The 25,315-nt window shown below is 74.3% G+C and carries 28 protein-coding genes; 11 read left to right on the forward strand and 17 right to left on the reverse strand.

Annotation, left to right across the window (positions count from 1 at the left end; genetic code table 11):
- Nucleotides 1-130 precede the first annotated feature (130 nt).
- Complete coding sequence (locus GA0070560_RS10245) at nt 131-598, reverse strand: LppU/SCO3897 family protein (RefSeq protein ID WP_170839358.1); 468 nt, start codon at nt 596-598, stop codon at nt 131-133.
- Nucleotides 599-892: 294 nt separating this feature from the next.
- On the opposite strand from GA0070560_RS10245, the gene GA0070560_RS10250 reads away from it, so the two are divergent.
- The gene (locus tag GA0070560_RS10250) at nt 893-1,876 is read left to right on the forward strand and encodes an EamA family transporter (protein ID WP_170839350.1); all 984 of its coding nucleotides are present in this window, start codon (nt 893-895) and stop codon (nt 1,874-1,876) included.
- Nucleotides 1,877-1,886: 10 nt separating this feature from the next.
- On the forward strand, nt 1,887-2,669 hold the full coding sequence (locus tag GA0070560_RS10255; RefSeq protein WP_245675452.1) for a prepilin peptidase: 783 nt from the start codon (nt 1,887-1,889) through the stop codon (nt 2,667-2,669).
- Between the two features lie 102 nt (nt 2,670-2,771).
- On the opposite strand, the gene GA0070560_RS10260 is transcribed toward GA0070560_RS10255, so the two are convergent.
- The 5 genes from GA0070560_RS10260 to GA0070560_RS10280 all read right to left on the reverse strand — a co-directional run bounded on the left by GA0070560_RS10260 (nt 2,772) and on the right by GA0070560_RS10280 (nt 9,492).
- On the reverse strand, nt 2,772-5,966 hold the full coding sequence (locus GA0070560_RS10260; RefSeq protein WP_091294197.1) for a UvrD-helicase domain-containing protein: 3,195 nt from the start codon (nt 5,964-5,966) through the stop codon (nt 2,772-2,774).
- Nucleotides 5,967-6,060: 94 nt separating this feature from the next.
- Complete coding sequence (locus GA0070560_RS10265) at nt 6,061-7,305, reverse strand: metallophosphoesterase (protein ID WP_091294200.1); 1,245 nt, start codon at nt 7,303-7,305, stop codon at nt 6,061-6,063.
- 13 nt (nt 7,306-7,318) lie between these two features.
- Nucleotides 7,319-7,564, reverse strand: coding sequence for a MoaD/ThiS family protein (locus GA0070560_RS10270; RefSeq protein ID WP_091294202.1), 246 nt, complete (start codon nt 7,562-7,564; stop codon nt 7,319-7,321).
- 3 nt (nt 7,565-7,567) lie between these two features.
- Nucleotides 7,568-8,581, reverse strand: a complete 1,014-nt coding sequence (gene moaA / locus GA0070560_RS10275) for a GTP 3',8-cyclase MoaA (RefSeq protein ID WP_091294204.1) — start codon at nt 8,579-8,581, stop codon at nt 7,568-7,570.
- Nucleotides 8,578-9,492, reverse strand: a complete 915-nt coding sequence (locus tag GA0070560_RS10280; RefSeq protein ID WP_091294475.1) for a fructosamine kinase family protein — start codon at nt 9,490-9,492, stop codon at nt 8,578-8,580. Before GA0070560_RS10280 ends, moaA begins: the two co-directional genes overlap by 4 nt.
- Nucleotides 9,493-9,665: 173 nt before the next feature.
- Between GA0070560_RS10280 and GA0070560_RS10285 the strand changes: the two genes are divergently transcribed.
- Nucleotides 9,666-10,718, forward strand: a complete 1,053-nt coding sequence (locus GA0070560_RS10285) for a DUF4192 domain-containing protein (protein ID WP_091294207.1) — start codon at nt 9,666-9,668, stop codon at nt 10,716-10,718.
- A 61-nt stretch (nt 10,719-10,779) separates the two neighbouring features.
- Here the strand turns inward: GA0070560_RS10285 and fdhD are convergent, their stop codons facing one another.
- Entirely contained in the window at nt 10,780-11,634 is an 855-nt protein-coding gene (fdhD, locus tag GA0070560_RS10290) for a formate dehydrogenase accessory sulfurtransferase FdhD (RefSeq protein WP_091294209.1), read from the reverse strand.
- 196 nt (nt 11,635-11,830) lie between these two features.
- On the opposite strand from fdhD, the gene mobA reads away from it, so the two are divergent.
- The 3 genes from mobA (at nt 11,831) to GA0070560_RS10305 (ending at nt 13,884) form a co-directional block, all read left to right on the forward strand.
- On the forward strand, nt 11,831-12,433 hold the full coding sequence (mobA, locus tag GA0070560_RS10295) for a molybdenum cofactor guanylyltransferase (protein ID WP_091294211.1): 603 nt from the start codon (nt 11,831-11,833) through the stop codon (nt 12,431-12,433).
- Nucleotides 12,430-12,684 carry a DUF6457 domain-containing protein gene (locus GA0070560_RS10300; RefSeq protein WP_091294213.1) on the forward strand — a complete coding sequence of 85 codons (255 nt, stop codon included), beginning with the start codon at nt 12,430-12,432 and terminating at the stop codon, nt 12,682-12,684. Before mobA ends, GA0070560_RS10300 begins: the two co-directional genes overlap by 4 nt.
- 93 nt (nt 12,685-12,777) lie before the next feature.
- Nucleotides 12,778-13,884, forward strand: a complete 1,107-nt coding sequence (locus GA0070560_RS10305) for a T3SS (YopN, CesT) and YbjN peptide-binding chaperone 1 (protein ID WP_091294215.1) — start codon at nt 12,778-12,780, stop codon at nt 13,882-13,884.
- A gap of 75 nt (nt 13,885-13,959) precedes the next feature.
- On the opposite strand, the gene GA0070560_RS10310 is transcribed toward GA0070560_RS10305, so the two are convergent.
- The gene (locus GA0070560_RS10310; RefSeq protein ID WP_091294217.1) at nt 13,960-14,418 is read right to left on the reverse strand and encodes an Lrp/AsnC family transcriptional regulator; all 459 of its coding nucleotides are present in this window, start codon (nt 14,416-14,418) and stop codon (nt 13,960-13,962) included.
- 59 nt (nt 14,419-14,477) lie between these two features.
- Between GA0070560_RS10310 and ddaH the strand changes: the two genes are divergently transcribed.
- Nucleotides 14,478-15,311, forward strand: a complete 834-nt coding sequence (gene ddaH, locus GA0070560_RS10315) for a dimethylargininase (protein WP_342670420.1) — start codon at nt 14,478-14,480, stop codon at nt 15,309-15,311.
- A gap of 64 nt (nt 15,312-15,375) precedes the next feature.
- Here ddaH and GA0070560_RS10320 read toward each other — a convergent pair whose 3' ends face one another.
- Nucleotides 15,376-16,602, reverse strand: coding sequence for an ABC transporter substrate-binding protein (locus GA0070560_RS10320; protein ID WP_091294221.1), 1,227 nt, complete (start codon nt 16,600-16,602; stop codon nt 15,376-15,378).
- A 30-nt stretch (nt 16,603-16,632) separates the two neighbouring features.
- A complete protein-coding gene (locus GA0070560_RS10325; RefSeq protein ID WP_091294223.1) occupies nt 16,633-17,478 on the reverse strand; it encodes an alpha/beta hydrolase family protein in 846 nt (281 codons plus the stop codon).
- 81 nt (nt 17,479-17,559) lie between these two features.
- Between GA0070560_RS10325 and GA0070560_RS10330 the strand changes: the two genes are divergently transcribed.
- A complete protein-coding gene (locus GA0070560_RS10330) occupies nt 17,560-18,159 on the forward strand; it encodes a bacterial proteasome activator family protein (RefSeq protein WP_091294226.1) in 600 nt (199 codons plus the stop codon).
- A 4-nt stretch (nt 18,160-18,163) separates the two neighbouring features.
- Here the strand turns inward: GA0070560_RS10330 and GA0070560_RS10335 are convergent, their stop codons facing one another.
- The 3 genes from GA0070560_RS10335 to GA0070560_RS10345 all read right to left on the reverse strand — a co-directional run bounded on the left by GA0070560_RS10335 (nt 18,164) and on the right by GA0070560_RS10345 (nt 20,700).
- Nucleotides 18,164-18,979: an HAD family hydrolase gene (locus GA0070560_RS10335; RefSeq protein WP_425412618.1), complete on the reverse strand. Its 816-nt coding sequence runs from the start codon at nt 18,977-18,979 to the stop codon at nt 18,164-18,166.
- A complete protein-coding gene (locus tag GA0070560_RS10340; protein ID WP_091294232.1) occupies nt 18,976-19,797 on the reverse strand; it encodes an HAD family hydrolase in 822 nt (273 codons plus the stop codon). The genes GA0070560_RS10335 and GA0070560_RS10340 overlap by 4 nt, the downstream gene beginning before the upstream one ends.
- A 183-nt stretch (nt 19,798-19,980) precedes the next feature.
- On the reverse strand, nt 19,981-20,700 hold the full coding sequence (locus tag GA0070560_RS10345) for a hypothetical protein (protein WP_091294235.1): 720 nt from the start codon (nt 20,698-20,700) through the stop codon (nt 19,981-19,983).
- A gap of 129 nt (nt 20,701-20,829) precedes the next feature.
- On the opposite strand from GA0070560_RS10345, the gene GA0070560_RS10350 reads away from it, so the two are divergent.
- The 3 genes from GA0070560_RS10350 (at nt 20,830) to GA0070560_RS10360 (ending at nt 22,566) form a co-directional block, all read left to right on the forward strand.
- Entirely contained in the window at nt 20,830-21,261 is a 432-nt protein-coding gene (locus GA0070560_RS10350) for an OsmC family protein (protein WP_091294238.1), read from the forward strand.
- A 154-nt stretch (nt 21,262-21,415) separates the two neighbouring features.
- Nucleotides 21,416-21,760: a metallopeptidase family protein gene (locus GA0070560_RS10355; protein WP_170839359.1), complete on the forward strand. Its 345-nt coding sequence runs from the start codon at nt 21,416-21,418 to the stop codon at nt 21,758-21,760.
- Nucleotides 21,761-21,837: 77 nt separating this feature from the next.
- Nucleotides 21,838-22,566, forward strand: coding sequence for an AIM24 family protein (locus tag GA0070560_RS10360; protein ID WP_091294240.1), 729 nt, complete (start codon nt 21,838-21,840; stop codon nt 22,564-22,566).
- A 39-nt stretch (nt 22,567-22,605) separates the two neighbouring features.
- On the opposite strand, the gene pheA is transcribed toward GA0070560_RS10360, so the two are convergent.
- The 4 genes from pheA to GA0070560_RS10380 form a co-directional block, all read right to left on the reverse strand.
- On the reverse strand, nt 22,606-23,562 hold the full coding sequence (gene pheA, locus GA0070560_RS10365; protein ID WP_091294477.1) for a prephenate dehydratase: 957 nt from the start codon (nt 23,560-23,562) through the stop codon (nt 22,606-22,608).
- Nucleotides 23,563-23,572: 10 nt separating this feature from the next.
- Complete coding sequence (locus GA0070560_RS10370) at nt 23,573-24,160, reverse strand: hypothetical protein (protein ID WP_245675453.1); 588 nt, start codon at nt 24,158-24,160, stop codon at nt 23,573-23,575.
- A 104-nt stretch (nt 24,161-24,264) separates the two neighbouring features.
- Entirely contained in the window at nt 24,265-24,654 is a 390-nt protein-coding gene (locus tag GA0070560_RS10375; protein ID WP_091294242.1) for an ACT domain-containing protein, read from the reverse strand.
- A gap of 64 nt (nt 24,655-24,718) precedes the next feature.
- Entirely contained in the window at nt 24,719-25,180 is a 462-nt protein-coding gene (locus GA0070560_RS10380) for a hypothetical protein (RefSeq protein ID WP_091294244.1), read from the reverse strand.
- Nucleotides 25,181-25,315 lie beyond the last annotated feature (135 nt).

The raw sequence follows: 25,315 nt of genomic DNA on the forward strand, positions 1-25,315 counted from the left end.
GTATCGGGCCGTCTAGCCGTCGGCCTAGAGATGGATAGACGGGCCTATCGGCGTGTCTCCGGGTCTCGACACAAAACTAGGGCTGTCTAGCACCCACGCTAGACAGCCCGATATTCGGCTACGGAGCCGGTCAGCGCTTCCGGAGGCAGAGTACGAAGTCGAGCGAATCCAGCTCGCTGTCGTAGAAGAACCAGTCGGTGTAGCCCGCCACCTGGCCGCACTTGGCCTCGGCGTCCCGCTCGCCACTGGTCTCGCCGTCGAACCGGCGCAGCACCTCGTACGTGCTCGGGGCGCACTCGGCGATCAGCAGCCTCGGCCTGCCGCCGGCCGGCCCGTCGTTGCGGACACACTGCCCCGCCTTGACGAACCGGGGGTCCGAGGAGGAGGCCGGCGCCGGCGTGGTGGGGGCCGGGCCGGGGCGGGCGGGATCGACGGTCACGGCCGGCGCGGCGCTGCCCGCCACCGGCGTCGTCGTCTTCTCCTGCCCGGACAGGTACCACAGCACGCCGGCCCCGCCGAGGACGAGGACCCCCAGCACGGACAGCACCACGACCAGCGGACCCCGGCGCCTCGGACGGGGCGGCGTCGGGTCGCCCAGGTACGCGGCCGGCCCACCCTGCTGGTACGGGACGGCGGGCGGATGCGGCCCGGTGGAGGCGTACCCACCCGGGTGCCGGTCCTGCCGGCCGGTGTGCGGCTCACCCCACCCGGGCAGCCGCTGCGGACCCGGCCCGACGTCGTACGCGTCGTCGGGGCGCCGCCCGGCCCACGGCGGCGGCGGGCCGTCGGGCGGTCCGTAGTTCGCCATGCACGCCTCCTGCGTACTCACTGCTGAGAGCCCGGCCACCACTGCGGGACGCCGACACCCTGGCCACCGTAGCGTGGTCGACCGATGAGCTCACCTTCCTCGCGAACGACACCCGCCGCTCCTGCGCTGATCTGGACCGCGCTGGTGCTGGTCTACGTGCTGTGGGGCTCCACCTACCTCGGCATCCGGATCGCCGTGGAGTCGCTGCCACCGCTCGCCTCGGCCGCGCTCCGGTTCGCCGCGGCGGGAGCGGTGCTCGCCGCCGTGCTGCGGCTGCGCCGGGGGCCGGGCGCGTTGCGGGTGGACCGCCGACAGCTCGGCTCCGCCGCGCTGGTCGGGGTGCTGCTGCTGGCCGGCGGCAACGGACTGGTGGTGCTCGCCGAGTCCGGCCCGCCCGGGGTTGCCGTGCCGTCCGGCGTCGCGGCCCTGCTGGTGGCGATCGTGCCGCTGCTGGTGGTGCTGCTGCGGACGGTCACCGGCGACCGGCCGCGCGGCTGGACCTTCGGCGGGGTGACCCTCGGCTTCCTCGGCCTGGTGCTGCTGGTGCTGCCGAGCGGCGGAGCGGACTCCGTGCCGCTGGCCGGCGCGCTGACCGTGGTCGCCGCCGCCACCTGCTGGTCGATCGGCTCGTTCGTCTCCGGCCGGCTGCGGATGCCCGCCGATCCCTTCGTCGCCACCGTGTACGAGATGTTCGCCGGGGCCGCCGCGCTGGCCGTGCTCGCGTTGGCCCGCGACGAACTGCGCGGGTTCTCCCCCGCCGAGGTGAGCACCCGGTCCTGGGCCGCGCTGGCGTACCTGATGGTGGCCGGCTCGCTGGTCGCCTTCACCGCGTACGTGTGGCTGCTGCACCACGCGCCGATCTCGCTGGTCGCGACGTACGCCTACGTGAACCCGGCGGTGGCGGTGGCGCTCGGCGCGCTGCTGGTCGCCGAGCCGGTCACCGCGCAGGTGCTGCTCGGCGGGGCGGTGATCGTGGCGGGTGTGGCGCTGGTGGTGAGCACCGAGCGACCCCGGCGCCCGGCCGGGGAGGCCGCTGCCGGGGCAGCCGGGGAGCCCGCCCGCCGGTAACGTCCCGACCGTGTCCGTCGGCCTGGTGACCGCCGCCGCGCTGCTCGGCGCGGTCGTCGGGGCCCTGGTCGCCCGGGCCGCGCCCGCGCTCGCCCGGCGGTTTGCCGCCGACGCCCGGGAACCGGCCGACCCCGGCGGGCCCGCACCCGGCCACGCCGATGCCGACGCTCGGGTCGGATCGGGTCGGCCCGCCCGCGCCGCCCCGATCCGGCGGGTCAGCGGCGCAGCCGGCCCGGCGTCATCGGTGCCGCTGGACGTCAACGCGCCGGTCGTGACGGGCCCGGCGAGTGTCGTGGCGGCACTGGTCTTCGGCGGGCTGGCGGTGGCGCTCGGCCCCGACCCGGCCCTGCCGGCGTTCCTGCTGGTGGCGACCGGTGGGCTGGTGCTGGCGGCAGTCGACCTGAGCTGCCTGCGACTGCCCGACCCGCTGGTGGCCGCGACCGCCGTGGCGGGCGGTGCCGGGCTCGTCGTGGCCGCGCTGGTCGCCGGTACGCCGGGCCGGCTGGGGGTCGCGCTCGCCGGGGCCGCGCTCGCCCTGGCCGGGTACGTGACGCTGGCCCTCCTGCCCGGGTCCCGGCTCGGCTTCGGCGACGTGAAGCTCGCCGCCGCCCTCGGCCTGCCGCTGGGCTGGCTCGGCTGGCCGGCGCTCTGGCTCGGCCTGCTCCTGCCGCACCTGCTCCAGGGAGTCGTGGTGCTGGTCCTGCTGGCCACCCGCCGGGTACGCCGCGACACCCCCCTGCCGTTCGGCCCGGCGATCCTCGCCGGAGCCTGGCTCGCCGTCCTCCTCGCCTGAAGCGCCGCAGGCCGGCAGACATGATCGGGTAGCGTTTCCCGACACTCCAGCCGGCGTGTCGTGTCACATTCCGCTACCCGATCATGGGGCGTGAGTCCGGTCTCAGATGAGGCGGAGTTGGCGGTCCCTGGGGCGGCGGGGTTCCGCCTCGCCGAAGCGTTCGAACAGGCCCGGGTCGATCACGTCGAGGAACGGCGACGGCCGGCAGTCGCGCTCCGCGCCGTGCCGCACCCGCCGGGTGGCGTGGCTGACGTAGAGCCGGTCCTGGGCGCGGGTCAGCCCGACGAAGAAGAGCCGCCGTTCCTCGGCGACCGCGTCGTCGTCCGGTTCGGTGCCCGGCCAGCGCAGCGGCAGCAGCCCGTCCTCCGCGCCGACCAGGAAGACGACCGGGAACTCCAGCCCCTTCGCCGCGTGCAGGGTGAGCAGGGTGACCGCCTCGGCGCGCGGGTCGAGGGAGTCCACCTCCGCGCCGGTGGCGAGCTGGGACAGGAACAGCCCCAGGTCGTCGCCGCAGCGGCGGGCCAGCGGGGTGAGCAGGTCGACCGCCACCCGGACATCCTCGGGGCGCACCGCGGCGGAGCCGTCCAGGGTGGGGGTGGCGAAGCGCTCGGCGAGCACCTGGCCGGCGAGGCGTACCCGGGCGGGCAGGCCGCCGCCGAGACCGTCCGCGTGCCGCAGCTCGCGGGCGATCGCCATCACGCCGGGCCGGTCCCGGAGCCGGTCGTGCGAGCGCTTCTGCACCGGGATGTTGGCCCGGGCGAGGGCGTCCACGATCGGCGCGGCCTGGGAGTCGGTGCGGTAGAGCACCGCGATGTCGGAGAAGGAGAGGGTGGTCGACCGGCCGTCGATCCGCCCCGAGTCCAGCGACCGGTGGGACAGCCCGCCGACCAGCTCGTCGACGGTGCGTACCACGAAATCGGCCTCGTCGGAGACGGAGGCCGCGGGGTAGCGACCGACCAGCGGGGCCTCCGGATCGAGCCGGGCCGGGTCCAGCCGGCGGCCCCGGACCAGCGACGACGGCGCGATGGCCTGCACTGCGGCGGCCAGGATCGGCGCCGACGAGCGGTAGTTGCGGTTCAGCCGGACCAGCCGGGCGTCCGTGAAGTCCTGCGAGAAGCGCAGGAAGTAGCCGACGTCCGCGCCCCGGAAGGAGTAGATCGCCTGGTCCGGGTCGCCGATCGCGCAGAGGTTGCCGTCGGCGGGGCTGAGCAGTCGCAGCAGCTCGTACTGGACCGCGTCGACGTCCTGGTACTCGTCGACGAAAATCCACCGCCAGCGCTCGCGGTAGTCACGGACCAGCTTCTTGTCGGCCTTCAGCAGCGCGACCGGCAGGGTCAGCAGCTCGTCCAGATCGACCAGATCCTGCTTGCGCAGCAGCGCGGCGTACCGGGCGTCGTCGTCGCCGGCCTCGGTGCGGGCCGCCGTCCGCTCCGCGTCGTCGGCGATCCGGAAGTCGCCCGGCAGCCCGGCGGCCTGCGCGTTCTCCCGCAGGATGGTCAACCCCAGCGAGTGGAACGTACCGACGGTGACGTCCTCGGCCACCGGCCCGAGCAGCCCGTCCAGGCGGTGCCGCAGCTCCTCGGCGGCCCGCCGGGTGAAGGTGATCGCCAGGCACTGCTCCGGGAAGACGTTCAGCTCCGCGCAGAGGTACGCGATGCGGTGCGTCAACGTCCGGGTCTTGCCGGTGCCCGGCCCGGCGACGATCAGCAGCGGACCGCCCGGCGCGGACGCGGCCACCCGCTGCATGGCGTCCAGCCGATCCAGCAGCCCGGTGCCGACCTCCTCCATGCCGGCGAGCATCGGCTCGAACGGCTCGTGCGGGGAGGGCACCGGTGCGATCGGCGGCGGTGGGGGCGGCGCGGCCTTCCGCTTCGGCTCGGCCTTCGCCGCCACCGGGCGCTTCGCCTTCGGCCTGGGCGCCGGCTCCGCGGGAGTGCGCTGCGCCGGCACCGGTACGTCGAAAAGCGTCTCCTGCGCGGCCGACGCACCGGCGCCGCCCAGCTCCGCCGGGTCGAAGAGGGTGATCACCCCGTACTCGCCGTCGTAGCCGGGCACCCGGCGCACGTCCCCGCGCCGCAGCCGGCCGACGCCCTCGGCGAGCAGCTCGCCGCCGACCCGACCGATCTCGTCCAGTGGGGTACGGGTGAGGATCTCCAGCTCCGGGCCGAGCGCGGCGACCAGCTCGTTGAGCTTCCCCTCGACCTTCTTCGACCGGGCACCCACCTTGTTGATCTCGCCGAGGATCTCGGCCAGCGGCACCAGGTGGGTGACCTCCCGGGCATGCGCCGGGCGGTGTCCCGCCGGCCGGTCGGCCAGCTCCTCGACCCGGCTCAGCACCCCGACGGTGAGCGGCTTGCCGCACTCCGGGCAGCGCCCACCCGCTTCCCGGGTCCGTTCCGGCGACCAGTTCACCCCGCAGAGCCGGTGCCCGTCCGCGTGGTACTTGCCCTCCTCGGGGAAGAACTCGATCGTCCCGGCCAGCCCGTCCCCGGTGCGCAGCGCCTCCCGCACGGCGAAGTAGTCCCGGCCGGTCGCGAAGACGGTCGCCTCCCGGGCCAGCGCGGGCGGCGAGTGCGCGTCCGAGTTGGAGACCAGCCGGTAGCGGTCCAGGCTGCCGACCCGCCAGTTCATCTCCGGATCGGAGGAGAGGCCGGTCTCCACCGCGAAGACGTGCTCGGCCAGGTCGGCGTAGCAGTCGGCGATCGCGTCGAAGCCGGACTTCGAGCCCAGCGCCGAGAACCAGGGTGTCCAGATGTGCGCCGGCACCAGGTAGCCGTCCGGGCTGGCCTCCAGGGTGATCTCCAGCAGGTCCCGGGAGTCCAGGCCGAGGATCGGCCGGCCGTCCGAGCCCAGGTTGCCGATCCGCCCCAGCGCCGCGTTGAACCGCGCCACCGCGTCCAGATCCGGCAGGTAGATCAGGTGGTGCACCTTGCGGGTCCGGTCGTCCCGCTTGTAGATCGTGGAGATCTCCACGCTCAGCATGAACCGGACCGGGTCGGCCTCCGCCTCGTCGGCCAGCCTCGGCGGCAGTCGGCGAGCCACGTCCCGCTCCACCTCGGGGCTGAGCCGGTACAGGCCGGGCTCGGCGGGGCGCAGGGACTCCCGGAGGTGGTCGTACCAGGCGGGATGGGTGAAGTCCCCGGTGCCGAGCACACCGATGCCCTTGCGCCGGGCCCACCAGCCGAGGTTGGGCAGGGTGAGGTCGCGGCTGCACGCGCGCGAGTACTTCGAGTGGATGTGCAGGTCCGCGACGAACGGCGGGACGCCACCGGGGGGTGCGGCGCTGAACGGAGGCACGCCGCATCCTGTCACGGCCGGTCCACTACCCGCCCGCCGCCACGCGTACGCGTGACCTGAGCAATCCGGTGCTGGACTGCGCACCCTGGTCGCGCTATGGGGCGCGCAGCTCGACGAGGGTCACCTGCGGCGGGGCCCCGACCCGGACGGGCGGACCCCAGAAACCGGCGCCGTTGGTGACGTAGACCTTGGTGCCGTCCACCTCGCCCAGACCGGAGACCACCGGCTGCTGGAGCTTCACGGCCAGGTTGAACGGGACCATCTGCCCGCCGTGCGTGTGCCCGGAGAGCTGGAGGTCGACGCCGAACTTCGCCGCCTCCCGCGCGGCCACCGGCTGGTGGGCCAGCAGCACCACCGGCCGGGTCGGGTCCCGGTCAGCCAGCGCGGCGGCGTAGTCCGGCGGGGCGGCCAGGCCGGTGCCGGCGGCGGTGACGTCGTTCACCCCGGCCAGGTCGAGCACGCCGCCCCGGGCCTGAATTTCCAGCCGGGTGTTCTGCAACACCCGCAGGCCGAGCCGGTCCACCTCCCGGACCCACTCCTCCACCCCCGAGTAGTACTCGTGGTTGCCGGTGACGAAGAAGCTGCCGTACCGGGAACGGAGGTCACGCAGCGGCGCGGCCGCCCCGCCCAGCTCGGCGACGGAACCGTCGACCAGGTCACCGACGACCGCGACGAGGTCCGCGTCGAGCCGGTTGATCGCGGCGACGATCCGCTCGGTGTGCTCCCGGCCGCGCAGCGGCCCGATGTGGATGTCGGAGACGGTGGCGATGCGCAGGCCGTCCATGCTCCGCGGGAGCCGGGCCAGCGGGATCTGCACCCGGTCCAGCTGCGGCGGACCCGTCGCGGTGCGGACGCCGTACCCGGTGACGCCCGCGGCGGTGAGACCGGCGAAGATCGCCGCGCCCCGGGAGAGCAGCAACCGGCGGGAGGGGTCGTGGTCCGGCTCGACGGCCGCGGCGGCGGGCGGCTCGGCGTTGCCGGCGGCCCCCACGAGGACGGGCTCCGGCGCGGCGGCGGTGGGCTCGGCGAGCACCGCCCGGCGGCGCAGCACCAGCTTCGCCACCGCCATCGGCACCTCCAGCACCGCCAGGACGACCAGCAGGTAGAACATCACCGCCAGCCAGAGGTAGCCGGGCCAGGCGAGCCAGAACGCCCCGGCGGCCCGGGTGGCCACCATCGTCGCCGGCACGAGCAGGGCCAGCACCAGCGCGACGACGCTGCCGATGCGGCGCCAGCGGCCGGCCCGGGTGGTGTCCTTGACCAGCCGCTTCCAGAGGTAGAAGTGGATCAACCCGGTGATCAGGGTCAGGGTGGCCACGAACGCCAGGGTCGCCAACATGCCAGCCTCTTCCTCAGCCGCCCGCGAAGGGGGGCAGCACGTCGATCGTGACCCCGGCCGGCAGCGGAGCCCGCCGATCATGGCAGGCCACGCCGTCGACCAGGAAACTCGCCACCGCCAGCACGGCGGCCATCCGGTCGCCGTGGCGGTGCACCAGTTCACCGACGAGTTCGTCCAGGCAGCGGCCCGCGGATGCGGTCTCCTCGGTACGCCCGGCGGCGGCCCGCGCGCCGGCGAAGTAGCGGATGGTCAGCTCCACGGCTCAGCCTCCGATCGCCGACATCGGACGGGTCGGTTGCAGGAAGGTCGGATCGTCGATCCCGTGACCCGCGCGCTTGCCCCGCGTCGCGGCCTGCCAGCGGCGGGCCAGGTCGGCGTCGTCGGCCCCGGTGCGCAGCGCGTCGCGCAGGTCGGACTCCTCGGTGGCGAAGAGGCAGTTGCGCACCTGGCCGTCGGCGGTGAGCCGGGTGCGGTCGCAGTCGCCGCAGAACGGCCGGGTCACGCTCGCGATCACGCCGACCTTCGCCGGGCCGCCGTCGACCAGCCACGTCTCGGCCGGGGCGGCGCCCCGCCCGGCCGGGTCGGGCGTCAGCGTGAACCCGCCGGCCAGCGAGGCCAGGATCTCGTCGGCGGTGACCATCGTCGCCCGGTCCCAACCGTGCTGGGCGTCCAGCGGCATCTGCTCGATGAAGCGCAGCTCGTAGCCGTGGTCGAGAGCGAAGCGCAGCAGCGCCGGCGCCTCGTCGGAGTTGACGCCCCGCATCAGCACCGAGTTGACCTTCACCGGGGTGAGCCCGGCCGTGGCCGCGCCGGCCAGCCCGGCGAGCACGTCGGCCAGCCGGTCCCGCCGGGTCAGCGTGCGGAAACGGCCCGGGTCGAGGGTGTCCAGCGACACGTTCACCCGGTCCAGCCCGGCGTCGCGCAGGGCGGGCGCGAGCCGGTGCAGGCCGATGCCGTTCGTGGTGAGCGAGATCCGGGGACGGGGTGTGAGTCCGGCCACTGCGGCGACGATGCCGGCCAGACCCGGCCGGATCAGCGGCTCCCCGCCGGTGAACCGGACCTCGGTCACGCCGAGCCGCTCCACGGCCACCCGGATCAGCCGGACGATCTCGTCGTCGTCGAGCAGTTGCGGCCCGGCCAGCCAGGGCAGGCCCTCGGCCGGCATGCAGTACGTGCAGCGCAGGTTGCACTTGTCGGTGAGTGAGACGCGGAGATCCCGGGCGACACGGCCGTACCGGTCGACGAGGACGCCGTCGGTCGTCGGGGCGGCGGTCACCCGTCGACCGTAGCGCGACCGTGCCCACCCAGCGTCGCGCGGGCTGCCCGGACGACCGCGTCCCGGTACGTCGCGCCGAAGAGCGCGGTGTGCACCAGCAGCAGGTGCAGCTGGTGCAGCGGCACCCGTTCCCGCCAGCCGTCGGTGAGCGGCCACGTCTCCTGGTACGCGGCCATGACCCGGTCCAGGTGCGGCGGGCCGCCGAAGAGGGCGAGCTGGGCCAGGTCGGTCTCCCGGTGACCGCCGTGCGCCGCCGGGTCGACCAGCCAGGCCCGGTCGTCCGCCCCCCAGAGCACGTTGCCCGGCCACAGGTCACCGTGCACCCGGGCCGGCGGCTCGTCGCCGCCGAACTCCCCGATCCGCGCCACGACCTGCTCGACCAGGGCGGCCTCCGGGGCGCCGAGCGCGCCGTCGTCCACCGACCTGCGCAGGTACGGAAGGAGCCGCCGCCGCGCGAACCAGTCCGACCACGGCCCCCCGTCGGGGGTGTTGTCCTGCGGCAGCGCGCCGATGAAGCCGGTCCACTCCGCCCCGAACGCGTCCGCGCCGGCCCGGTGCATCCCGGCCAGCTCCCGGCCGAACCGCTCGGCCGCCCCGGGCGACGGCTCGCCCGGCTCGACCCAGTCCAGCGCCAGCAGCTCGGGCAGCGCCACCACCACCTCCGGCACGGCCACCGTGCCCGTCGCGCGCAGCCAGCGCAGCCCGGCGGCCTCGGCGGCGAAGAAGCCCTCCGGCACCGGGCGGCCGGCCCGCTCCGGCCAGGTCTTGGCGAAGACGGAGTGCCCGTCGTCCAGGGTGAGCCGGGAGGCGGCGCAGATGTCCCCGCCGGAGACCGGCGTCTCCCGGATCCGTTGGTGGGTGAGGAAGGTGGGCAGGTGTTCCGGGTGCGCCCGCAGGTACGCCAGGTCCATCAGCGCAAGGTATCCGCTTCCGGCCGGGTCGGTGGCCCGGGCGTGTCCGCTGTCGCCTTCCGGGACGTGCCGGAACGTCGTGAGCTGCCCGAACACTCTCCGTGTCTGTGGATGGACCGCGTGTCGTCCACAGGGCCTGTCGGGGCCGGTCCGCCGCGCCGCACGCTGCCCCCATGACCGCGATCGACCGCCCCCGGCTCACCGTCCGTTCCCCCGCCGACCTCGTCGCCGCCGTGCCGTACCTGCTCGGATTCCATCCCGCCGACAGCGTGGTCGTGGTGGCGATGCGGGGTCGGCGGATCGTCTTCGCCGCCCGTGCCGACCTGCCCGACCGGGACACCGACCCCCGGCTGCCCGCCGGGCACCTCGGCGACGTCCTCGCCCGGCAGGACGCCGACGCGGCGACCGTGATCGGGTACGGCCCGCCCGGGCGGGTCACCCCCACCGTCGACGCGGTACGCGACGCGCTGGCCGTCGCCGGCCTGCCCGTGCTGGAGGCGCTGCGGGTGACCGACGGGCGGTACTGGTCGTACCTCTGCGACGGGGTGGACTGCTGCCCGCCCGACGGCACCCCGTACGACCCGGGCAGCAGCCGGGTCAGTGCGGCGGCGGTCTTCGCCGGCCAGGTCGCCCTGCCGGACCGGGCGGCGCTCACCGCCCTGGTCGCGCCCGGCGAGGGGCACGATCCGGCGGCGATGCGGCGGGCCGGGAGACGCGCCGAGGGGCGGCTGCTCACCCTGCTGGAGCAGGCACCCGCCGCCGACCTGCTCGGTGGCCGGTCGGTCCGGGCCGCCGGGGTGGACGCCGTACGGGCCGCCCTGCGCCGGCACCGTCGGGGCGAGCAGCTGACCGACGACGAGGTGGCCTGGCTGAGCCTGCTCCTGACCCACCTGCCCGTACGCGACCACGCCTGGGAGCGCACCGACGGGCGGGACGAGGACATCAGCCTCTGGAGCGACGTGCTCCGCCGCGCCGAGGACGAGTTGATCGCCGCTCCGGCCAGCCTGCTCGCCTTCGCCGCGTGGCGGGCCGGCCAGGGCGCGTTGGCGGCGGTGGCGCTGGAGCGGGCGCTGGCCGTGCACCCCGACTACTCGCTCGCCCACCTCCTCGACGACCTGCTCCGCCGTGGCGTGCCCCCGTCGGAGCTGGACGGCTGGCCGGCGGTGGGGGAGCCGTCCACGGTGGTCCGCCGCAGGGGCCGTCGTCCCCGCCGCCGCCGGTCCTGACGCCCTTCGCCGGTGCCAGCCCGTCGGCCGGGCGGTCGTCCGTTCCGCCGTCGAAGTGCCTTCAGGGCTTGATCCGGTGCGCTCCCGTGTAGATGTTCATCGACCGTCCCCGGAGGAACCCGACGAGCGTCATCCCCGCCTCCTCGGCCAGGTCGGCCGCGAGGGTGCTCGGGGCGGAGACCGCCGCGAGCAGCGGCAGCCCGGCCATCCACGCCTTCTGGGTCAGCTCGAAGCTGGCCCGGCCGGAGACCAGCAGGAGGTGTCCGGCCAGTGGCAGCCGACGCTGGCGTACCGCCCAGCCGACCACCTTGTCCACGGCGTTGTGCCGGCCGACGTCCTCGCGCAGCGCCACGAGTCCCCCGTCGGGGTCGAACAGGCCGGCCGCGTGCAGCCCGCCGGTGCGGTCGAAGGTGCGCTGCGCCGCCCGCAGCCGGTCGGGCAGTTCGGCCAGGAGCCCGGCGGGCACGGTGAGCGGGTCGTCCGCGACGGCGAAGCGGGACCGGGTCCGGACGGCGTCGATGCTGGCCTTGCCGCAGACCCCACAGGAACTGGTGGTGTGGAAGTTCCGGGTCGGGTCGGTGACCGGTGCCGGCACGCCGGGGGCGAGCACCACGTCCACCACGTTGTACGTGTTCGGCGTCTCCGCGCCGGCGCAGAGCTGAGCGGTGCGCACGTCCTCGTCCGAGCGGATCAGCCCTTCGGTGAGCAGGAATCCGATCGCCAGGTCGAGGTCGTCCCCGGGGGTCCGCATGGTCACCGTCAGCGGGCGTCGCCGCCCCGGGCCGGCCGGACCGACCCGGATCTCCAACGGCTCCTCCACCGCCAGCGTGTCCGGCCGGCGCAGCACCGCCCGCCCGTCGACCGCCGCGTCGAGGTCGATCCGGAGCACACCCCGCCGGTCAGTCGCCCGTCCCATCCCGCCATCCTGCCCCGCCGCCGCGACCGCCCGCGCGGCGACGTCCGCCGGATCCGGCCGTGCCGGTTGTCGTCGATCGTGGGGTCCGGGTGTGCCGGTGCCGCCACCTGCCGCGATTCGTGCCGGGTGGCCGGGTGGACGCGGCAGGAGGCGGTCCGGGGGTCGGCCGGGTCGGGGGCGCGGATACGGTGGCCGGGTGACGGCGTACGCGGCGGTGGTGCTCGCGGGTGGCGCGGCCCGGCGGATGGGCGGGCGGGACAAGCCCGGCGTACCGGTGGGCGGCCTGCCCATGCGGGAGCGGGTGCTGGCGGCGGTCGCCGACGCGGCCCCGCGCGTCCTGGTCGGGCCGGGCGGCCCGGTCCCCGACGGCGTCCTGGTGACCCGGGAGCAGCCGCCCGGCGGTGGCCCGGTGGCCGCCACCGCGGCCGGTCTCGCCCCGCTGCGCCCCGGTACGCCCACCGTCGCCCTGCTCGCTGCCGACCTGCCCCTGCTCACCCGGGAGGCGGTCGCCACCCTCCGCGCCGAGCTGGACGCGGACCGGGACGCCGACGGGGTGTGCCTCGTCGACGACCGGGGGCGGCGGCAGCCGCTCTGCGGGATGTGGCGGGTGGTGCCGTTGCGGGCCGCGCTCGACCGGCTCACCGCCCGCCGGGGCGGGACGATCGACGGGGCCTCGATGCGGGAGCTGCTCGCCGAACTGACCGTGCGCGACCTGCCGTGGTCCGGCAGCGGCCCGCCGCCGTGGTTCGACTGCGACACTGACTCGGACGTACGCCGGGCGGAGGAGTGGACACGATGACGGTGATGGACGACTGGGTGACGGCGGCCTGCGCCGAGCTGGGGCTGGACCCGGCCGACGTGCCGGTGCCGACGGTGCTGGAGCTGGCCAAGGACGTGGCGCACCAGGTGCTGCGGCCGGGTGCGCCGGTCAGCGCGTACCTGCTCGGGATCGTCGTCGGGCGCGGCGCGGACCCGGTGGAGGCGGCGGCCCGGCTGAGCGCGCTGGCCGGGACGTGGCCGGTCGAGCTGGGCGGCGAACGCTCCGAGTGAGCCCCGGCCCGTCCGGGTTGTCCGATCCCGGTCGCGGTGGATTCGTTCCCCGGGCCGGCGTGGGTAGGGTGACCTTGACGGACGGAGGCGATCATGACGGCGGAGCACCCCTCGAAGCCGGCGACTGGTCAGCCCGGCGCATCGCCGGAACATCACGAGTCGGTCCTGCTGGACGAGCCGACCACGGCCGACCTGCGGGCCAAGGTCACCGAGGCGTGGCGGGAGTTCGCCCGGGCACTGGCCGAGCGGCTGCGCGACCTGCCTGCCGGGGCGCACCTCGAACTGACCCTCGACCCCACCGCCTCCGGCACCGGTGACGCCGTCTACTCGGTGAGCGTGGACGTGGCCGAGGGCCGGGTCGCCGCGCGGGCCGTCGGCAACGCCACCCTGCCGCAGGGCTACCGGCTGGACCGGGCCGCCGTGGCGGACATGATCGCGCTGGGCTGGTCGCCGCCCGGCGTGCTGGCCGGCTCGGGCGAGGACTTCGGCCTGGAGGGCTCGACGGAGGACGCGAGCAAGCTCGCCGCGCTGCTCTCCCGCACCCTGCGCGACGTCTACGGCGCCCCGCACCCGGCGTTCCTGGTCTATCTGGTGCACGACGCGGAGGGGGAGTCGCTGCCGGTCGAGCCGCTCGGCACGGCGCGCAGCGAGTTCGGCCCCGACCGGGACGTGGAGGCCGACCTGGACGAGGCGCTGGCCGCCGCGGCGACCGCGCAGGGCGGCGACAACGACGTCCTGGCCCTGGAGGAGCGGGTCCGCACGGTCGTGTCGACCATGCTGAAGTCGAAGTCCGACGCGCTCCAGGTCGACTCCGACGGCGACATCAACATCCGCGCCGGGTCGGCCATGGTCTTCGTCCGGGTACGCGACAACCCGCCGCTGGTCGACGTCTTCTCCCCGGTGCTCACCGAGGTCGAGCCGACCGAGCGTCTCTACGTGAAGCTCTCGGAGTTGACCAACCGGATGCCGATCGGCCGGCTCTACTGCGCCGACGACACCGTCTGGGCGTCCATCCCCGTCTTCGGCCGGAACTTCCAGGCCACCCACCTGATGCTCGCGGTGCAGGTGATGACCGGGCTGGCCGACGAGTTGGACGACCGGCTGCACGGGGAGTTCGGCGGTAAGCGGTTCTTCGGCGAGGGTGACAAGCCGGGCCGCCCGGCGGCGGAGTCCGACCACCGCACCGGCATGTATCTCTGACCCCCGTCCCGCCGGCACGGCACGGCGGCCGCACGGCCGCCAGTCGACGGCCGGAGGCCGACCTCGGGTCGAGGGTCAGGTCGTGGACGGGCCGACGCCGGGGGACTCGACGAGCCGGGAGAGCACGATGGTGCTCCGGGTGGAGGTCACGAACGACTCCGCCCGCAGCCGTTCCAGGGCCTCCTCCAGGTGGGAGATGTCGGCCGCGCGCAGGTGCACGAGGGCGTCCGCCTCCCCGGAGACGGTGTACGCCCCGACCACCTCGGGGTGTCGTCGGGCGGCCACCCCGATCTGGGCGGGCGTGGTCCGGCCGGCGCAGAAGAGTTCGACGAAGGCCTCCGTGGTCCACCCCACGGCGGCCGGGTCGACCACCGCCGTGAACCCGCGGATCACCCCGGTGGCGCGCAGCCGGTCGACCCGTCTCTTCACCGCCGGAGCGGAGAGTGACACCCGGGTCCCGATGTCTGCGTACGAGGCGCGGGCATCTGCCACGAGCAACGCAATGATTCGCTGGTCGACCGCATCTATCTGCAACGTTCCGCCCTCAAGAAGCAAGAGTTCTGGCTGTTACCAAAGTTCTACGCTACCTACCCTTGGTCACCGTGAACCAGCAGCGAGTCCCGCGAAAGCGGACATATCTCATGTGCTCGCCCGAGCACTTCGCCGTCGAGTACGCGATCAACCCGTGGATGGACGTCACGACGCCCGTCGACGCGGAGCTGGCGGTCAAGCAGTGGGACCGCCTGCGGGAGACCCTGGTCGGGCTCGGTCACGACGTCTACCTGCTCACCCCCGGGGCGGGGTTGCCGGACATGGTCTTCGCGGCCAACGGCGCCTTCGTGGTGGACGGCACGGTCTACGGCGCCCGGTTCAAGCACGAGCAGCGGACCGCCGAGGCCGCCGCGCACCGGGCCTTCTACGAGTCGCAGGGCTGGCGGTTCATCGCGCCGAGCGAGACCAACGAGGGTGAGGGCGACTTCGCCTACCTGCCGGACGCGCACGGTGGCCTGATCCTCGCGGGCCACGGCTTCCGCACCGAGCTGCCGGCGCACGCCGAGGCGCAGGAGGCGCTCGGCCGGCCGGTGGTCTCGCTGCGCCTGGTCGACCCGCGCTTCTACCACCTGGACGTGGCGCTCGCCTCGATCGACGACAGCAACGTCGTCTACTACCCGGGGGCCTTCTCGGCGGCCAGCCAGCGCGTGCTCGCCCAGCTCTTCCCGGACGCGGTGGTCGCGGACGACTCCGACGCGCTGGCCTTCGGCCTGAACCTGGTCAGTGACGGGCTCAACGTCGTGCTCAACAGCGAGGCCACCCGGCTGGCCGGCAAGCTGAAGGCGGCCGGCTACCACCCGGTCCCGGTCGAGCTGGCCGAGCTGAAGAAGGGCGGCGGCAGCGTGAAGTGCTGCATCGCCGAGCTGCGCCACTGACCCGTCCGCGACGACGTGCGAAGGGCCGGCCCTCAGGGCCGGCCCTTCGGCGTACCGGGGGTGCTCAGCCGAGCGTGGCGACCTCACTGATCATCACGTTGGAGAGCAGCCGTCCGTCGAGCTGGACGGTGCGCAGGTACCACTTCTGTTGCGGGGTGCGTGGCTGGTTGAACTGCCACACGCCGCGCGGGCTGTCGATCTGGCCGATCTTGCCGAGGGCCAGGTTGACCTGCTGCGGGGTCGGGTCCGGCCCGGCCAGGCGGATCGCCTTGTCGAGCACCTGCGCGGCGTCGTACGAGGCCATCGCGTAGGTGCTGGGGGAGACGTTGTACGTCTTGCGGTACGCCGAGGCGAAGAGCCGGTTGGCGGCGTTGTTCAGGTCGGCCGAGTAGTTCGACGCGGTCTGGATCGTCCCGGGCAGCAGGTTGTCGTCGTCGTCCAGCAGCACCCCGCGTACCTCGTTGAGGACGTTGCCCTCGGTCAGGAAGCCGGGCGCGTAGAGCGGCCCGGTGTAGGCCGGCCGGGTGCGCCGCAGCTGCCGGATGAACTGGATCGCGGCCTGGCCGGTGAAGTGGCAGAAGAGCGCGTCGGGGTCGCGGTCGAGTGCCGCGCGGATGTCGCCGGCGTAGGTGTTCTCGCCGGGGTTGGCGGAGGCCTTGGCCCAGATCGGTTCGCCGGCGATGCGCGGGTCGTCGATGCCGAATGCCTGGCGGAAGCCCTGCACCACGTCGAGGCTGCCGCCACCCTCGGGGGCGATGATGACGACCCTGCTGCCGGGCGGCATCCGCTCCTTCAGGTAACCGCCGAGCGCCCGGCCCGGCTCGTCCAGCACGTACGAGGTGCGCCAGATGTAGACCACGCTCTGCAGGCTGACCGGTGAGGCGTTCGACCCGATCAGGGGCACCCGGGCCTTCTCCACGATGTCGCGGATGCCCGACATCACCACCGGGTTGGCCACCCCGGTGAGGGCGAGCACACCCTGTTTGAGCAGGCCGTTGACGGCGGCCTGGCCGGTCTTGGCGGTGTCGCCCTCGTCCCGCTTCTCCAGGGTCACCGGGTGCCCGCCCAGGCGTTGGTCGTGCATCGCCAGGTAGAGCTCGAAGCCGTTGACCATGTCCTGGCCGACGGCCTTGCCCGCGCCGCTCTCGGGCGCGACGAGGCCGATCTTGATCGGGGAGCCGTCCGCTACCGTCTCGCCGCCGTCGTCGTCGGTGCCGCAGCCGGCGACCAGCCCGGTGGTACCGAGCGCGGCCAGCAGTTGGAGGGCGCGCCTGCGGTTCATGTGCGACACCGAAAATCCTTCCGGGAACGTTGCGGGGCGTCACCGCCCCTCCGGCGTTCTACCTGGTCGGCGACGCTGCGTCAATGGCTCTTGATCTTCCTGGAGCGACTGCAACGCATCCCTGACCTGCGGCCAGGCGTCCGAATCGGGATCGATGAGGCCGAAGTGTTCACATTCCGGCAGTTCAACCAGCATGACGTCACCGCCCGCCGCCCGCGCGGCGGCGACGTAGTCCCGGCTCATCGCCACCGGCACCTGTCGATCCCGCACACCGTGGCAAATCACTGTCCGTGTCGGTGGGGGCACCAGTGCCCGTGGATCGGCGGCCGCGTAACGGTCGGGGTGCTCGCTCGGGCCGCCGCCGAGCAGCGCGGCCACCGCACCGGCGTCCAGGTCCAGCCGGTACGCCTCGGCGAGGTCGGCGATCGGGGCCAGCGCCAGCACGCCGCGTACGGCGGCCGGGGCGTGCGCCGCGACGTGGAGCGCGAGGTGCCCGCCGGCCGAGTGGCCGAGCAGCAGCGGCGGCCCGGCGGCCACCCGGCCGGGCAGCGCCCGCCCCGCCAGCCCGGGCAGCGCCGTCACCCCGGCCAGCACGTCGGTGAGGGTGCCCGGCCAGCCGCCGCCCGGCTGCCCGGTGCGCCGGTACTCGACCTGGGCCACCGGCCAGCCGAGCCCGGCCAGCGCCGCGGCCAGCGGGCCGGTGTGGGTGCGGTCGTACTCGGCCCGCCAGAAGCCGCCGTGCAGGATCGCGACCAGCGGCCGGAGCGGGCCGTCGCCGGTCGGGTGGCGCAGGTCGACGATCTGGTCCGGATGGTCCCCGTAGGCCACGGTCGCATCGGGCGGTGGCGCGGGGCGGGTGAGCACTTCGCGCGGGTCGGCGGACATGTCGGCGACGGTAGCGCGCCCCGCCGGTGGCCGGCGGCGGTGACCGGTCCCACCGCGTGCGGCTCTCGAGGGTGGGTAAAGATGGGTGCCATGACCGAAGCGCACTCCGCTGGACAGAACGACGAGCCGGGCCGCGACGACACCGGGCACTCCGGCACCGTGGTGGTGATCGGACCGGACGGCCGCCCGGTCGGCACCGTGCAGACCGACGACCAGGCGGGCGAGGACCCGGCCCGCCTGGTCGAGCAGCCCGCCAAGGTGATGCGGATCGGCAGCATGATCAAGCAGCTGCTGGAAGAGGTCAAGGCCGCTCCGCTGGACGACGCCAGCCGGCACCGGCTGCGGGAGATCCACGAGCGGTCGATCGTCGAGCTCAAGGAGGGCCTCGCCCCCGAGTTGCGCGAGGAGCTGGAGCGGATCTCGCTGCCCTTCACCGAGGAGAAGGCCCCCAGTGAGGGCGAGCTGCGGATCGCCCACGCGCAGCTGGTCGGCTGGCTGGAGGGGCTGTTCCACGGCATCCAGGCGGCGCTGGTCGCGCAGCAGATGGCGGCCCGGGTGCAGCTGGAGCAGATGCGCTCCGGCCGGCAGGCGCTGCCCAGCGGCCCGGCCGGGATGATGCCCGGCATGCCGGGCATGGGCCAGCCGCAGGGCGGGGAGCACAACACCGGCCAGTACCTCTGACCGGTCAGCCCACCTCGAAGACCTTCTCCAGGTACGCCGCCACGCCGTCCTCGGTGTTCGCCCCGGTCACCTCGTCGGCGATCGCCAGGACGGCGGGGTGCGCGTTGGCCACCGCCACCGCCCGTCCGGCCCAGGTCAGCATCGGCACGTCGTTCGGCATGTCACCGAAGGCGAGCACGTCCTGCTCGGTCACGCCGAGCCGTTCGGCGTACCAGGCGAGCCCGGCCGCCTTGGTCACCCCGGCGGCGGAGATCTCCACCAGCCCGCTGTACGACGAGTGGGTCGCCTCGGCCAGCCCCTGCAGCGCCCCGGCGACCAGCTCGACGAAGGCGTCCGGGTCCTGCTCGCCGGCGCGGGCCAGCAGCTTCACCGCCGGGGCCGAGAGCAGCTCCTCCGGCGACTCGACGGCCCGGATCGCGTCGTGGTCGGCGTCCCAGCGCAGCGGGTAGTGCGCCTCGTGCCGCATCTGCCGGCTGTCCACGATCTCCACCGCGAAGCTCACGTCGGGCACCGCCGCGCGCAGTCGCCGGGCCACCTCGGCGAGGTGTTCCGGGGCGAGCGGGTCGGCCCGGAGCACCTCGTCGGTGGCCGGGTCGTAGACCACCGCGCCGTTGGCGCAGATCGCCGGTAGCGGGGCGGGCAGCTGGTCGTACACGAGCTGGAGCCAACGGATCGGACGGCCGGTGACCAGCACGACCGGCGTGCCCCGCGCGGAGATCCGCTCCAGCACCGCGGCGGTTCGGGCGCTGAGCGTACGGTCGTCGGCGAGCAGGGTGCCGTCGATGTCGGTGGCGACGAGCCGGGGTGGGACTCCCATCATCGGGACAGTAGTCGGTCCAGGTAGACCGCGACTCCGTCGTCGTCGTTGCGCAAGGTCACCTCGTCGGCCGCGGCCCGGACCTCCGGGTGGGCGTTCGACACCGCCACCCGGGCCCACCCGGCCCAGCCGAACATCGGCAGGTCGTTCGGCATGTCCCCGAAGACCAGCACCTCCGCCGGGTCCACGCCCAACCGCTCGGCGACCACGCTCAGGCCGGTGGCCTTGTCCACCCCCGGCGGGCAGATCTCGATGAACCCCAACCCGGCCTGGGTCAGCGTGGCGACCTGTGGCGGGATGATCTCGCGCGCCACGGCCAGCAGTTCGTCGACGTGGTGGTCGGCGGTACGCGCGAACGCCTTGATCACGTCGGCGGAGAGGCACTCGGCGCGGCTGCGCGCCTCGAACCGGTCCTGGTACGGCCAGCTCGGGTGGTAGTCGCCCCAGAGCGGCGCGTCGTGCTCGTCGGACGCCTCGACCATCACGGTGAGCGGGCCCGCCGCCGCCTCCAGGTCGGCCAGGAGCATGGCCAGCACCTCACCCGACAGCCGCTCGTCCCGGAGCACCAGCGGGCCGGCCGGATCGCTCTGGTCCACCACGCAGCCGCCTCCGGCCATCACCAGGAAGTCGGCGGCGCGGATGTCGTTGCGGGTCAGCTCCTTCAGCCGGGGGCCGCGGCCGGTGGCGCCGACCACCGGGATACCGGCGGCCCGCACCCGGTCGAGCACCTCGTGCGTGTACGCCGAGACGGTGTCGTCGCTGCGGACGAGCGTCCCGTCGAGGTCGGTGGCGATCAGCTTGGGCAGTCCCGGGCGGGTCATGGCTCCTCCTTCGCCCGCCGCCGTCGCAGCCAGCCGTTCTCGGTCGTCGGTGCCTCGACCGGGGTTGACGGCGGGCAGCAACCGTACCTCGCGGAACCGGCCGCAACCATGACTTCCCGACGAACCGGGTGCCAACGCCCGGTGGCCTGCTCCACACCCCCGGCGCTGCGCCGCAGACGTCGGTCAGGCTTCCGGATCCCGGCGGGCGAACGGGACGGTCGGAGCAACCGTCAGATCGGCGGGGGCCGGGGGTCGGGACTCCTCCCCGCGCCCCGGCCGGCGGAAGTCGACCGGATCGGCCTCCGTTTCGGGGCCCGGCGCGGGGGACCCGGCCGGCTGCCGGCCGGCGACCTGGAGCGCCGCCCCGAGCAGCGCCGCCGCGACGAACGCCATCACCAGGCCCCGCCCGTACGTCACCCGGAAACCGTCGTCGGTGGAGTAGAAGAGCGCCCGTTGCCCGGAGCCGTCCAACGACAGGGCGGTCGCGGTCAGCAGCGCCAGCAGTGCGCCGGCCACGGCCAGGCCGGCCACCCGGGCCTCCCGTCGGACGGCCGGACCGCCCCGCAGGGCGAGCGCCACGGCGACGGCGAGCAACAGCAGCCCCACCAGGTACGCGACCCCGAAGCCGCCGATCTCGGACACCCCGTTCGGCACCTGGATGGTGGCCTCGCCCTCCGGCCCGCCGTTCGGCAGCGTCAGCACCAGCCACTCGCCCAGCAGGGAAGCCATCGCCGCCACCGCGCCGAGGGCGGCCACCACCAGGGGCAGCCGGCCGTCCGACCGGAGGCCGGCCAGTCCGCCCCCGAACCGCCGGGTCGGGGCGTCCTCCGCCGCGCCCCACTCCACGACGGTCGTCCCGTCGGAACGGTCGTCCTGTCGCGGGACCGGGTGTTCCTGTGACATGGGGATAACCTTCCGCTGTCCCGGGCCTGCCCCGCATCATGTCACGCCCGACCGCGACGCCCGGGGAGCGTGAGCCGGGGCTCGGAACGGACGGTCGCCGGCCGGAACGGTTTCGGTTAGCGTCGCAGCATGTCTATCCGTACCGCTTCCGCACGTTGGCAGGGCAACCTCACCGAGGGTTCCGGGACCGTCCGCACCGGCAAGGGCGGCCTGACCGGGGACTACTCCTTCAAGTCCCGCTTCGAGGAGGGCGAGGGGACCAACCCCGAGGAGCTGATCGGTGCCGCGCACGCCGGCTGCTTCTCGATGGCCCTCTCCAAGCAGCTCGCCGACGCGGGCGCCGCCGACACCTCGGTGGAGACCACCGCGAAGGTGCACTTCGACAAGACCGACGCGGGCATGACCGTGACCCGGATCGACCTGGAGACGGTCGGTCAGGTGCCGGGCATGGACGAGGCGCAGTTCACCAAGCTGGCGGAGGTCGCCAAGGAGAACTGCCCGATCTCGCGGCTGCTCTCCCCGGGCGCCCGGATCACCCTGAGCGCCCGACTCGCCTCCTGACCCACCCCGGACGCCGCCCGCCCCTTCCCGGGTGGGCGGCGTCCGCGCGTCCGCCCGACTGCACTTCGGTGTCGGTCGGCACTCTTTCCGGCACCGTGCACGGATCTTGACGCGGCCGACCGGCCCGAGTTCGGGGACAATGGACGACGTGCCGGTGGAGATGAGCCGTGAGCGCTTCGAGGAACTGGTCGGCGAGGCACTCGACGAGGTGCCCGAGGAGCTGCTCGGGCTGATGAGCAACGTGGTGATCCTGGTCGAGGACGATCCGCCGCCCGGGGAGGACCTGCTCGGCCTCTACGAGGGGCACGCCCTCACCGAGCGCGGCTGGGACTACGCCGGGGTGCTGCCCGACCGGATCCTCATCTACCGCCGCCCGATCCTGCGGATCTGCGACACCGAGGACGACGTCGTCGACGAGGTGGCGGTGACCGTGGTCCACGAGATCGCCCACCACTTCGGCATCGACGACGAGCGGCTGCACGCCCTGGGCTGGGGCTGACGCCCCGCTCGGCGGATGCCGCCCGTTGCGGCGGGAGCCTACGGTTGGGGAGCACACCCCGAATCAGGAGGAAGACCATGCGCAGCGCGCTGTTCTCCGCGGAGAACCTCGAGAAGGAGTCCGCCCAGCCCGGCATGCGGCTGCAGAACTCCAAGATGCTGAAGATCGAACTCAACGGCGAGGCCATGGCCCGCGTCGGATCGATGGTGGCGTACCAGGGTCAGGTGCAGTTCCAGGCACTCGGCTCGGGCGGCATCGGCAAGTTCATCAAGCAGCGGCTGACCGGTGAGGGCGTGCCGCTGATGAAGCTGAGCGGCCAGGGTGACGTCTTTCTCGCCGAGCTGGCCAAGGACGTGCACATCATCGACCTGGAGCCGGGCGACGCCCTCTCCATCAACGGCTCCAGCGTGCTGGCCTTCGACTCCACCCTGTCGTACGACATCAAGATGGTCGGCGGCGCGGGCATGGCCTCCTCGTCCGGCCTGTTCAACTGCGTCTTCACCGGTCACGGCCGGATCGCCATCACCACCAAGGGCACCCCGGTGGTGCTCAACGTCGACGCCCCCACCTACGTCGACCCGCAGGCCGCGGTCTGCTGGTCGGCCAACCTCCAGACCGGCTACCACCGGGCGGAGCAGCTCGGCCTGGGCACGCTGCTCGGCCGCAGCACCGGTGAGGCGTTCACGATGAGCTTCGCCGGCCAGGGCTTCGTGGTGGTCCAGCCGTCGGAGGAGCCGCCGGTCATGGGCAGCGGCGCCCAGCAGCAGCAGCAACAGGGCGGTCTGCTCGGCGGTCTGCTCAGCTGAGAGCGTTGGCGGGGCGCCCGGCCCGGGCGCCCCGCCGGCTCAGGTCAGCTCGCCGCGCCGCAGTCGGGCCAGCCAGGCCGCCGCGTCGGCGTAGTCGGCGTCGGAGAGCCCGGCCGGAGCCGGGACCGGCCGCTCACCCGCCCCGTCGACCCACCGGTGCCGGGGGTACGACCCGAGGAAACGCACGTCGGCACAGACCCGGCGCAGCCCCTGCAACGCCTCGCCCATCCGGACGTCCGCGACATGCCCGGTGCCGTCGAGGAAGAAAACGTACCGGCCCAGCGCCTCGCCCGTGGGGCGGGACTCGATCCGGGACAGGTTGACCCCGCGTACGGCCAGCTCCATCAGCACCGAGAGCAGCGCGCCCACCCGGTCGTGGGCGATGTAGACCGCCAGCGAGGTGACGTCGTCCCCGGTCGGGGGCGGTGGCGGGCCGGGGCGGGACACCAGCGCGAAGCGGGTCACCGCGTCCGGGTGGTCCGCGATCTTGTCGGCGAGCACTGCGAGCCGGTGCCGGGCGGCCCCTATCGGCGCGCAGATCGCCGCGTCGTACTCGCCGGCCGCCGCGCCGGCCGCCGCCGCGCCGTTGGAGAGCACGTCGACCACGGTGGCGTCGGGCAGGTGCTCGCGCAGCCAGTTCCGGCACTGGGTGGACGCCTGCGGGTGGGCGGCGACGTCGCGCACCGACTCCAGGGTGATGCCGGGGCGGGCACCGAGCACGAACTCGACGGGCAGGATCACCTCGCGGGTGATCACCAACGGGTCCCCCTCGGCGAGTTCGTCCAGGGTCACCCCCACCGCGCCGCCGATCGAGTTCTCCAGCGGCACCAGGGCGGCGTCCGCCTCGCCCGCCCGTACGCAGTCCAGCGCCTCACCGACGCTGCGTGCCGGCGTACGACTGCCGTGCTCGGCGGCGGGGACGGTGCGCAGCGCCTGCTCGGCGAAGGTCCCCTCGGGGCCGAGGTAGACGAAGCGGGTCGGCGGTGTTCCGGGCATGTCACCCAGCCTACGCACCCGGCATCACCCCCGGGCCGGCGTCGCAGGCCAACGTCCGGACGGCGGGTGGCGCGGCGGCGCGTACCTCGATCGAGCAGACGTCCGTGCCGGCGGTGACCAGGCGCAGCGCGCCCGGCTCGCCCCGGGTGACCACCTGGAGCTCCTCGTGGCCGGTCACGGCGAGCACGGTGTACTGCCAGCCGTCGGCGCAGAGCGGACCGGTGGTGGCCCGGACCCGGACATCGGCCGGCAGCACCCGACCGCGCAGCAGCCCCACCACGCGGTCGGCCGACGGTCGCCCCGCGCACGCGGTGGCGACCGCCGCCGGAGTGGGACCGGGCGGCGTGAGCGGGGTGGTCGGGGGCGACGTCACGGCGGGCGGGAAGCCGGGGGCGGCGGTGACCGGCGCAACCGCCGTGGGCACGCCGCCCGGCAGCGCCCCGAGGGTGGGTGGCCCGCCGACGCCCGGCGAGGTGGCCGGGACGGCGGCACCCCCGGCCGGCGGGGCGCCGCAGCCGGCGAGCGGCAGGACGGCGAGCAGGGTGCCGGCCACGGCCAGCCGGCGCGAGGTGGTGTGGTGCGGTGGGTCAGGCGGCACGGCCGGTCCTCAGGGGGCGAGCCTCAACGGCATCGAGACGGGTCGTTGCGGCCGGGTGGCCGGTGCGCCCATGGTAGGAGGATCGGGCGGCGGCGGGAAGGCTGTCAGCGCAGGACGCGGTGCCCGGCGCGTTCCAGCGCGGCGGTCGCCTCGCCGAGGCGTACCGCGGGAACCAGCACATGGTCGGTGTCGTACGTGGAGAAGGCCACCACGTTGACCCGGGCCGCGGCGAGCGGGCCCACCAGGGCGGCCAGGGTGCCGGTGACCGGCGCGTCCACCGGCCCGACGATCCGCAGGCACCGCCACTCGGTCTCCACCACCGCCTGTCCGGGCGTGCGGTCGGCGGGGCAGATCACCGAGATCCCGTCGGCCGTCCAACTCACGGTCACCACGTCGGCGTGCCCCGGCTCGGCCCACAGTCCGGACGGCAGCGGTGTCCCGGCCGGCAGCCGGCACACCGCGTACTCACCCGGGAGCAGCGCGAGATCGAGCATGAGGGCACCTTACGGCGTCGGTGGGCCCTGGTGCTGCGGCGTGCGGCAGCCGCCACACGACGGCTCAGACCTGGGAGAAGAAGGTGAGCGAGCCGGCAACGTCGCCGTCGGTGAGCACCGGAGTCGAGATGGCGTCCACGGTGGCGTCCGGCGCGTTGTCGTCGCCGGCGGCCTGCACCCGCAGCAGACCCCGGGCGAGCCGGCCGGAGTGCAGCGCGAGCAGCGGCGGGATCTTGTCGGTCTCCTGCTCGGTGAGCTCGCCGCGGGCCGCGGTGAAGTCGAGCAGCCGCAGGCCGCCCTTCAGCAGCGGCAGGCCGACCACGTCCTCCGGGGCGCCGAGGCAGAGCAGGCGGCAGCCGGACGCCGAGATGGCCACCACCCGGGTCTCCGCGTCGATCAGCAGGCAGGGCTCGTCGGCGTGGGAGACGGTGGCGGACCACTGGCCGACGTTGTCGGACTCCTGCTCCGGCGGTGTCCGCGAGGTTGGTGCGAACACTTCCGAGAGCGAGAGTTCGACGTGGGCCACCGCGCCTCCTATGTACACCGACGGTCCGTCCACGCTAGCCGGTCGATTCGACAGGCGCTCGACCGCGCTCGTGCCACCGGCCGCCGTTGACGTTCGGATGCCCGGACCGACCGGACGGCCGGCGACGGCGCGGTC

It is taken from the genome of Micromonospora halophytica (assembly GCF_900090245.1).
GTDB classification, from domain to species: domain Bacteria; phylum Actinomycetota; class Actinomycetes; order Mycobacteriales; family Micromonosporaceae; genus Micromonospora; species Micromonospora halophytica.

Bases quoted from the DNA above. Each gene is read 5' to 3' on its own strand.
- GA0070560_RS10250 (WP_170839350.1), top strand. From the start codon at position 893: ATGAGCTCACCTTCCTCGCGAACGACACCCGCCGCTCCTGCGCTGATC.
- GA0070560_RS10265 (WP_091294200.1), bottom strand. From the start codon at position 7,305: ATGTTGGCGACCCTGGCGTTCGTGGCCACCCTGACCCTGATCACCGGG.
- GA0070560_RS10280 (WP_091294475.1), bottom strand. From the start codon at position 9,492: ATGGACCTGGCGTACCTGCGGGCGCACCCGGAACACCTGCCCACCTTC.
- GA0070560_RS10285 (WP_091294207.1), top strand. From the start codon at position 9,666: ATGACCGCGATCGACCGCCCCCGGCTCACCGTCCGTTCCCCCGCCGAC.
- fdhD (WP_091294209.1), bottom strand. From the start codon at position 11,634: ATGGGACGGGCGACTGACCGGCGGGGTGTGCTCCGGATCGACCTCGAC.
- GA0070560_RS10300 (WP_091294213.1), top strand. From the start codon at position 12,430: ATGACGGTGATGGACGACTGGGTGACGGCGGCCTGCGCCGAGCTGGGG.
- GA0070560_RS10305 (WP_091294215.1), top strand. From the start codon at position 12,778: ATGACGGCGGAGCACCCCTCGAAGCCGGCGACTGGTCAGCCCGGCGCA.
- GA0070560_RS10325 (WP_091294223.1), bottom strand. From the start codon at position 17,478: ATGTCCGCCGACCCGCGCGAAGTGCTCACCCGCCCCGCGCCACCGCCC.
- GA0070560_RS10330 (WP_091294226.1), top strand. From the start codon at position 17,560: ATGGGTGCCATGACCGAAGCGCACTCCGCTGGACAGAACGACGAGCCG.
- GA0070560_RS10335 (WP_425412618.1), bottom strand. From the start codon at position 18,979: ATGATGGGAGTCCCACCCCGGCTCGTCGCCACCGACATCGACGGCACC.
- GA0070560_RS10340 (WP_091294232.1), bottom strand. From the start codon at position 19,797: ATGACCCGCCCGGGACTGCCCAAGCTGATCGCCACCGACCTCGACGGG.
- GA0070560_RS10345 (WP_091294235.1), bottom strand. From the start codon at position 20,700: ATGTCACAGGAACACCCGGTCCCGCGACAGGACGACCGTTCCGACGGG.
- GA0070560_RS10350 (WP_091294238.1), top strand. From the start codon at position 20,830: ATGTCTATCCGTACCGCTTCCGCACGTTGGCAGGGCAACCTCACCGAG.
- GA0070560_RS10360 (WP_091294240.1), top strand. From the start codon at position 21,838: ATGCGCAGCGCGCTGTTCTCCGCGGAGAACCTCGAGAAGGAGTCCGCC.
- pheA (WP_091294477.1), bottom strand. From the start codon at position 23,562: ATGCCCGGAACACCGCCGACCCGCTTCGTCTACCTCGGCCCCGAGGGG.
- GA0070560_RS10375 (WP_091294242.1), bottom strand. From the start codon at position 24,654: ATGCTCGATCTCGCGCTGCTCCCGGGTGAGTACGCGGTGTGCCGGCTG.